Source organism: Azospirillum palustre (assembly GCF_002573965.1).
GTDB classification, from domain to species: Bacteria; Pseudomonadota; Alphaproteobacteria; order Azospirillales; family Azospirillaceae; genus Azospirillum; species Azospirillum palustre.
The window spans coordinates 1159634-1167751 of the sequence record NZ_PDKW01000043.1 but is presented as its reverse complement, the minus strand read 5'-3'; the positions used below and the strand labels follow the sequence as shown (position 1 = coordinate 1167751).

Below are 8118 nucleotides of genomic sequence, written 5' to 3'. Positions count from 1 at the left end.
CGATCCTGTCCTACATCATGTGCAAGGGCATGAACCGCTCGATCTTCAACGTCATCCTCGGCGGCTTCGGCGGCGAGAGTGCCGCTGCCGGCGGTCCCGCCAAGGGTCCGCAGGGTTCGGTCAAGGCCGGCTCGGCCGAGGATGCCGCCTACATCATGAAGAACGCCCAGTCGGTCATCATCGTCCCCGGCTACGGCATGGCGGTGGCCCAGGCCCAGCATGCGCTGCGTGAGATGGCCGATGTGCTGAAGCATGAAGGCGTGGACGTGAAGTACGCCATCCACCCGGTGGCGGGCCGCATGCCCGGTCACATGAACGTGCTGCTGGCCGAGGCCAACGTGCCGTACGACGAGGTGTTCGAGCTGGAGGACATCAACCGTGACTTCGGCACGGCGGATGTCGCCTTCGTCATCGGCGCCAACGACGTGACCAACCCGGCGGCCAAGACCGATCCGACCTCGCCCATCTACGGCATGCCGATCCTGGATGTGGAGAAGGCCAAGACGGTTTTCTTCATCAAGCGCGGCATGGCCGCCGGCTATGCCGGCGTCGAGAACGAGCTGTTCTTCCGCCCCAACACCATGATGCTGTTCGGCGACGCCAAGAAGGTCACCGAAGAGGTCGTCAAGGCGATGGAAGCCTGACCGGCACATCAAGCGGTTGACCGAAACGGGCGCGGGAGGCGAGGCTTCCCGCGCCCGTTTCTTTTGGGCTCAAAGACCATAAATGAGGATGTGGAACCGATGACCGCCTACATCATCGCCGACGTGCGCGTGACCGATCCGGTTGCCTATGAGGTCTACAAGTCGCTGACCCCCGACGCGATTGCCAGGAATGGCGGGCGCTTCCTCAGCCGTGGCGGCGAGACGGCGGTGCTGGAAGGCGAATGGCAGCCCAACCGCATCGTCATCCTCGAATTCCCGGACGTGGCGACCGCCAAGGCCTTTTACGACAGCCCGGAATACCGCAAGGCCCGCGAAGCCCGGCGCGATGCCGCCGATTTCAAGATGATCGTGGTGGAGGGCCTCTGACGTCCCGGCTGTAACCATCAAGGGAAGCCGTTACCAAGCGTTACACAGGACCGTCCGCGGGACACATCGCCGCAACACGGCACCGCTAACGCTTACCGTCACCGAAAGCCGGCGGCCTGCTTTCCGCCGGCTTCCCCACAGTGACGGAAACCCGACCATGGATGACGACGACCTCTGCGACCCGCTCGATTCGCACATCACGTTCTGGACGCGCATCGCCATGGCGATCCTGATGGTGGGAGTCTCGCTCTGCGGCGTCTCGCTCTACCTGCTGACCGAGACCTGAAGCCGAACCGCCAGCGCCGCGCCGAACCCACATTTTCCGCGGTTCCAGGCGGTTTCGGCCTAAGGATAACACTATTTTTTCATGTTAAATTACCAATTCCCTTTTCCTGTTATGTGAAAATCTCTCTTCCCCATTCGGGCAACCGTGCTAAATAGCGTCGGAACCTTAGCCGAGGACGATCCGATGCTCCGCTTGACCCGTCGCTCCACCCTTGCCGCCCTGGTCGCCCTCGCGTCGGCTGCCGCGTCGACCGCTGCCGTCATGCCGGGCACCGCCCATGCCGCCGACCCGGTGAAGCTGGAAATCGGCTACATTCCCATTCTGGCGGCATCGCCGCTGTTCATCGTCGATGGGCAGGGCTGGGCCAAGGATGCCGGGATCGCGCTGAAGCTGACCCGTTTCGAATCTGGCCCGCACGCCATCCAGGCGATGGCCGCCGGCCAGATCGACCTGCTCTATGCCGGTGTCGCCCCCGTTCTGGTCGCCCGCACCAAGGGTGCCGACATCTCGGTCATTGCCAATTCGGCGGTGGAGGAGATGGTGGTCGCGGCCCGCGGTCCCTTCGCCAAGGCGGTGGGCACCACGCCGACCGCGGAAGCCTTCAAGAAATTCGCCGCCGACACCGGCCGCAAGCCGAAGATCGGCACCCAGCCGCCGGGCTCCGTCCCCGACACCGTGCTGAAGCACTGGCTGTTCAAGGTGGTGAAGGTCGATCCGGCCGATGTCGAGCTGGTGCCGATGGGCATCGAGAAGACGCAGCAGGCCCTGCTGGCCGGCGCGCTCGACGCCGCCACCATCCGCGAGCCGACGGTGACCGTCACCCAGCAGATGGACCCGAACGTCGTGCTGCTCGCCACCGGCGCCCAGATGTTCCCGGACCAGCCCGGCACCGTGGTTTCCGCGCGTGCCGAGGTGCTGAAGAAGAACCCCGATGCCATCAAGGCGCTGGTCAAGGCCCACATCCGTGCGGTCGACCTGATCGCCAAGGACCCGGCCGGTTCCGCCAAGATCGTGAACAACTATCTCGGCAAGGGCCTGATGGAGCCGGCGACTCTGGAAGCCGCCTTCAAGGGGCCGGGGTCGAAGTTCGTCGCCGATCCGCACAAGGTCGTCCCGGCGGTCGAGCAGATGATGGCCTATACCAAGGAAATCGGCTCGGCATCCGAGACGGTTCCGGTGGCCGAGGCCTTCGACTTCAGCTTCTACGACGCCGCGGTCAAGTAAGGCGGCCGTGCGAGGGAAATCGACAAGCCGATGAAGACCTATAACAAGATCGCCCTGTCGGCGCTGGGCGTCATCGTCTTCCTGCTGGCGTGGGAAGCGGTGGCGCGCAGCGGGGTCGTGCCGGCCCGGCTGCTGCCGTCGCCGAGCGCGGTGCCCGCCGCCTTCCTGTCCGAGTTCAAGAGCGGCACCTGGCAGGCGATGGTGCTGGCCAGCCTGTCGCACTATCTGGTCGGGTTGTCGCTGGGCACCTTCCTCGGCGTGTCGTTCGGCACGGCCGCCGCGCTTTGGGGCAAGTGGGACGCCTTCCAGGCCTGGGTCGTGCGCATGCTGCGCCCGATCCCGGCCATCGCCTGGATCCCCTTCGCCATCATCTGGTTCGGCGTCAGCGAGGGGGCGGCGTCCTTCCTGATCGCGCTGACGGTGTTCTGGATCAACTACTATGCCAGCTACGCCGCGGTGCGCGGGGTGGACAAGGACCTGATCGAGCTTGGCTATGCCTTCGGCCAGGGCGGGCTGATCCCGCGCCTGTTCAAGATCATCCTGCCGGGCGCCCTGCCGGGCATCCTGTCGGGCCTGCGCGCCGGGCTGGGACAGGGTTGGATGACTGTGGTCGCGGCCGAGCTGTTCGGCATCTCCGGCCTCGGCATGCGGATGATGGAGGCGTCGGGCCTGCTGGCGACCCACATCGTCGTGCTCTACATGGTCACCATCGCGCTGCTTTACGGCGTGTCGGATTTCCTGTTCATGCAAGTCCAGTCGCGGGTGCTCTCATGGCAGCGGTGACCCTCTCCAAGACCGCCGCCTCATCGGTCATCGACCTTGTGGACGTGTCCATCGGCTATGGCAAGGACGCGCCGCCGGTGCTGGTCGACGTCAACCTGTCGGTCGAGCGCGGCAGCTTCGTCGCCATCGTCGGCCCGTCCGGCGTCGGCAAGTCGACCCTGCTGCGCGTCGTCGCCGGGCTGCACACTGCGCGCAGCGGCGGCGTCACCATCCATCAGGATCAGCGTCCCGGCCATCGCCCGGTCGGGCTGGTGTTCCAAGACTCCCGCCTGCTGCCGTGGCGCCGGGTGATCCGCAATGTCGAGTTCGGGCTAGAGGGCCTGCCGGTCAGCCGCGACGAGCGGCGCCAGCGGGCGGAAGCCGCGCTGAAGCTCGTGCGGCTCGACGGCTATGCCCGCCGCTGGCCTTACGAGCTGTCGGGCGGCCAGCGCCAGCGCATCGGCATCGCCCGCGCCATGGCGGTCGACCCGGACATCCTCTTGATGGATGAGCCCTTCGGCGCGCTCGACGCCATCACCCGTCACAATTTGCAGGACGAGCTTCGCCGTATCCACCAGGAAACCGGCAAGACGGTTCTGTTCGTCACCCACGATCTGGAAGAAGCGGTGCATCTGGCCGACCGCATCATCGTGCTGGGCGGCACCCCGGCCCGCGTGGTGCGCGACGTGCGCAACAGTGCCGGCCGGGACGGAGCGGTGTTCCGCGATCAGGTGGAACAGCTGCGCTCCGAGATCGCGGACAATTACAGCATCTGACGGGGTGGGGGCTTACCCCACCTCCATCATCAGGCTGGTCGGGTAGCCGGCATCCTTCATCCTGGCGATCAGCGCATCGACATGGGTCTGGTTGCGGGTTTCCAGCACCACATCCACTTCCGCCATCTTGACCGGCACGTTGTGGAACAGGCGCTGGTGGTGGACTTCAACGATGTTGGCGCCGGCCTCGCCCAGCAGGCGGGTCACGCGGGCGAGCGCGCCGGGCGCATCGGTGATGCCGATGCGCAGGCGGACGATGCGACCCTCATAGACCAGCCCGCGCATCAGCACCTGCGCCATGATGCGGGAGTCGATGTTGCCGCCCGACAGCACGATCCCGACCTTGCGGCCGCGGTAGCGCTGCGGGTCCTCCAGAACCGCGGCCAGCGCCGCCGCCCCGGCGCCCTCGGCGACCAGCTTCTGCACGGTGGCGAGGCGGTAGACCGCTTCCTCCAGCCGGGCCTCTCCCACCTCCACCACGTCGTCGACCAGGGCGCGGATGATCGGCAGGGTCAGGGCGCCGGGCGCCTTCACCGCGATGCCTTCCGCCACCGTGGCACCGCCACAGGTGATTGGCTGGCCGGCCAGTGCCTGACGCACCGCTGGATAGAGGCTGCACTGCACCCCGACGATCTCCAGATCCGGCCGCAGCGCCTTGGCGGCCGTCGCCATCCCGGAGATCAGCCCGCCGCCGCCGATGGGGACCACCAGCACGTCGAGGTCCGGCACATCCTCCAGCAGTTCCAGCGCTGCCGTACCCTGGCCGGCGGCGACCAGCGGGTCGTCGTAGGGATGGACGAAGGTCAGACCGTCGCGCGCCGCCAGGTCATGGGCGAAGGCAGCGGCCTCGCTCAGCGTTTCGCCATGCAGTTCGACGGTGGCGCCCAGATTCTCGGTCCGCTCCACCTTGGTGAAGGGGGTGAAGGCCGGCATGACGATGGTCGAGCGGATGCCCAGCCGCGTGGCATGGCAGGCCACCGCCTGGGCGTGGTTGCCGGCGGACATGGCGATGACACCGGCGCGGCGCTCCGCCTCGCCCAGCGACAGCAGCTTGTTCAGCGCGCCGCGCTCCTTGAAGGAGCTGGTGGCGTGCTGGTTTTCCAGCTTCACGTGCATCCGGCAATCCGCCATGTCCCCCAGGCGGGGAGCCGGAACCGTGGGCGTTCGGGGCAGGTGTCCCGCGATGCGCGCCGCCGCGGCGCGCACGTCCTCCAGCGTTATGGTCATTTCGTGTTTGTCCCGGTGTTGCGTGGTGTGAGAGTCAGCACCTCCGCCCCTGCCGAGACCAGCGTGCCACGGTCGCCGGCCATACGCAACGAACCGCCATCGCGCCACAGGGTGACGAGATCGCCCCAGTGACGGGACCAGATGTTGCCGGACTGGCCGGTGGCGATCACGAACCGGGAATTGTCGAGGTCGGCCAGATCGTAGACCGCGCGGAACCCGGCGCCCTGGACATGGCGGAACGGATTGCCGGGGTCGCGGATGGTGGTCGATCCGCGGTTGACGGTGAAGAAATCGCCGTCGGTCTCCACCGACAGGTCGGCCTTGCCGCCGATCAGCGGCACGCGGCTCAGCATGCGGTGGACCAGCGCGACGGTGTGGTCGTCGCCCCAGCGCCAGCTCTTCATGCTGGAACCGTGACGCTCGGCCAGCGCCTTGACCGCCGTTTCCAGCGAGCGGCCGATGATGTCGGCGCAGCTTTCCTTCTGCGGCGTGGTGACGTCGTCGCACCACTCCGGCCGGTTGTTCAGGACATTGCGCAATGCCTCCGGCCGCAAATCCCAATAGGAGGCGAAGTCGGCGCCCAACTCGTCGGCGAAGACCGCGCGCACCAACTCCCGCAGCCACATGTCGAAGATCAGCGGTTCCGGCCGGTTGCGGTCGACCCGACCGTCCCAGCCGCGCAGCAGGGCCGCCGCGTCGCTGGCGAGGCCGGGCGGCGTTGGGTATTTCAGCAGGTCCGGCAGGAAGTCGCGGGCGGGCAGGGAGACGATGTCCATCTGCTGGCGCGCCACATCCTCGACCGAATGGCGCCCGTTGCCCAGCATCTCGACGATGCGCTTGGCGCGCGAGGGATCCGGCCATTCGGTGGCGAGGCGATAGGGATAGTCGCGCCCGACCACGGCATTGTTGGCGTTGACGAACTGCCCAGTCGGCGGATTCACCGCCTGCGGCAGGGCGTAATAAGGCAGGAAGCCGGTCCAGTCATATTCGCCGGTCCAGCCGGGAACCGGCACGCGGCCGTCGCCCTTGCGGCGGATCGGCACCCGGCCGGGGGTGATGAAGCCGACCTCTCCGCTCACATCGGCATAGACGACATTCTGCTGCGGGGCGACATGCAGGCGCAGCGCGTCGCGCGCGCCCTCCGCCGATCCGGCATGGTTCAGGCGGTAGAGAGCCTCCGCGCTGGAATCGTCGTCGGCAAGGCCGGGGAAGGACAGCGCCAGCACCGGACCGGGCGCCTTGCCGTCGATGGACGGGGCGTCCAGATCGGAGATGACGGGACCATGCCGCGTGGTTCGGACGGTCAGCGTCTGCGACGCCTCGCCGGCGATGCCGATGGTTTCGGCACGCGTCTCGAAGGGCTGGCTGCCGTCCGGCGTCAGGTAGCGTGCGGGATCCTGCGGGTCGGGTTTCTCGACGAACAGGTCCTGGGTGTCGCTGTGGGTGGTGGTGAAGCCCCAGGCGACCTTACCGTTGTGGCCCAGGATGGTCAGCGGCACGCCCGGCACGGTGGCGCCAGTGACGGTGAAGTCCGGCGTGACGATGCGGGCGAGATACCAGAGGATCGGCGCTTCCAGCCCCAGATGCGGATCGTTGGCGAGAATCGGCTTGCCGGTCGTGGTGCGGGCGCCGGTCAGGACCCATTCGTTCGACGCGGTGTCGAAGCCCATCTGCGGCAGGGCCGCCAGGGTGCGGCGCACCGTTTCCCGCAAATCCATGCCGCGCAGGTCGCTCGCCAGCGTGGTGGGAGACCCGGGAACGTCCGACGGGAACAGATCGTCGACCTGTTGCGGCGACAGCCGTTCCAGAATGCGGGAGCGGAACAGCTCGTCGCGGTAGTTGGCCGACAGTTGCAGCGCCATCAGCTTGGCCCAGACCAGGCTGTCGGCGACGGTCCAGGGCTCCGGCGTGTGGCGCAGGAGCTGGAATTCGACCGGCAACCCCTCCGACCGGGTGGCGAGATAGGCGTTCACACCCTCGGCATAGGCTTCGAAGGCGGTGCGGGCGTCGGGCGACAGGGTGGCGGCCATCGCCTCCGCCGCGCGGCGGACGCCCAGCGTGCGCATGAGCCGGTCGGTGCGGAGTGCGAAGTCGCCGTATTTGGTGCCGATCAGTTCGGCCAGCCGGCCGGCCCCGGCCCGGCGCATCGTCTCCATCTGCCACAGGCGGTCCTGGGCGTGGGCATAGCCCAGCGCCCGGTAGGCGTCGCGCTCGGTCGCGGCGAAGATATGGACCACGCCCTGCTTGTCCCGCACGACCTCGGCCGGCGCGCCGTTGCCGGGAATGGCGACCGTGCCGCTGGTCTGCGGCTGTTGAGCCCGCATCCACATATAGGTGCCGAGCAGACCGGCCGGCGGCAGCAGCACAAGCACGCCGACGACGGCCGCGACCTTGCCCCAGCGTCCCCGCGGCAGGCGCAGGCGCAGGCGTGGGCGCCGGGAGTTGCGAGGGGGCGGCATCGGCTGCGCGCCATAGGGCGGCGCCGGCTGCTGCTGGGGATAGGGCTGGCCGGGCGGCGGAGCACCCATGGGATGGACCGCGGGGGGATAGGCACCCGGCGGATAAGCGTTCGGTGGGTAAGCGTTGGGCGGATAGACCGGCTGTTGCGGCGCTTGCGGATAAGGGGCGCCCGGATACTGGGGCTGCTGCTGCGTCTGGTAGGGCGGCGGCGGATAGCCGTCGTAGGGCGGATCGGCAGGGGGAGCAACGGGCGGGGCCGGGCGGGACAGCGCACGCGCCAGGGCGGCGCGGAGTTGGAAAGCGCAGGTCTCGCCGGCGCGGATCAGGGAACGGCGCAGCATCACGGTCCGTG

Annotated in this window: 8 protein-coding genes; 6 read left to right on the top strand and 2 right to left on the bottom strand. The window is 67.9% G+C overall.

Features of this window, described 5'->3' with window-relative positions:
* The 6 genes from CRT60_RS27850 to CRT60_RS27830 all read left to right on the top strand — a co-directional run.
* Nucleotides 1–644: NAD(P)(+) transhydrogenase (Re/Si-specific) subunit beta (locus CRT60_RS27850; protein ID WP_143273442.1), on the top strand; the 644-nt coding region annotated here is incomplete at its 5' end.
* Between the two features lie 99 nt (nucleotides 645–743).
* Entirely contained in the window at nucleotides 744–1031 is a 288-nt protein-coding gene (locus CRT60_RS27845; RefSeq protein WP_098739728.1) for a DUF1330 domain-containing protein, read from the top strand.
* Between the two features lie 157 nt (nucleotides 1032–1188).
* Nucleotides 1189–1317: a hypothetical protein gene (locus CRT60_RS37605; protein ID WP_280177251.1), complete on the top strand. Its 129-nt coding sequence runs from the start codon at nucleotides 1189–1191 to the stop codon at nucleotides 1315–1317.
* 183 nt (nucleotides 1318–1500) lie between these two features.
* Nucleotides 1501–2541 carry an ABC transporter substrate-binding protein gene (locus CRT60_RS27840; protein ID WP_098739727.1) on the top strand — a complete coding sequence of 347 codons (1041 nt, stop codon included), beginning with the start codon at nucleotides 1501–1503 and terminating at the stop codon, nucleotides 2539–2541.
* A 30-nt stretch (nucleotides 2542–2571) separates the two neighbouring features.
* Complete coding sequence (locus CRT60_RS27835) at nucleotides 2572–3324, top strand: ABC transporter permease (protein ID WP_098739726.1); 753 nt, start codon at nucleotides 2572–2574, stop codon at nucleotides 3322–3324.
* Nucleotides 3312–4079, top strand: a complete 768-nt coding sequence (locus CRT60_RS27830; RefSeq protein ID WP_098739725.1) for an ABC transporter ATP-binding protein — start codon at nucleotides 3312–3314, stop codon at nucleotides 4077–4079. Before CRT60_RS27835 ends, CRT60_RS27830 begins: the two co-directional genes overlap by 13 nt.
* A gap of 12 nt (nucleotides 4080–4091) precedes the next feature.
* Here the strand turns inward: CRT60_RS27830 and CRT60_RS27825 are convergent, their stop codons facing one another.
* Together CRT60_RS27825 and CRT60_RS27820 are read right to left on the bottom strand one after the other, a co-directional pair.
* Nucleotides 4092–5306 (bottom strand): threonine ammonia-lyase, encoded by a 1215-nt coding sequence (locus CRT60_RS27825; protein WP_098739724.1) that lies wholly within the window; start codon nucleotides 5304–5306, stop codon nucleotides 4092–4094.
* Nucleotides 5303–8107 carry a penicillin acylase family protein gene (locus CRT60_RS27820; protein ID WP_098739723.1) on the bottom strand — a complete coding sequence of 935 codons (2805 nt, stop codon included), beginning with the start codon at nucleotides 8105–8107 and terminating at the stop codon, nucleotides 5303–5305. The genes CRT60_RS27825 and CRT60_RS27820 overlap by 4 nt, the downstream gene beginning before the upstream one ends.
* Nucleotides 8108–8118 lie beyond the last annotated feature (11 nt).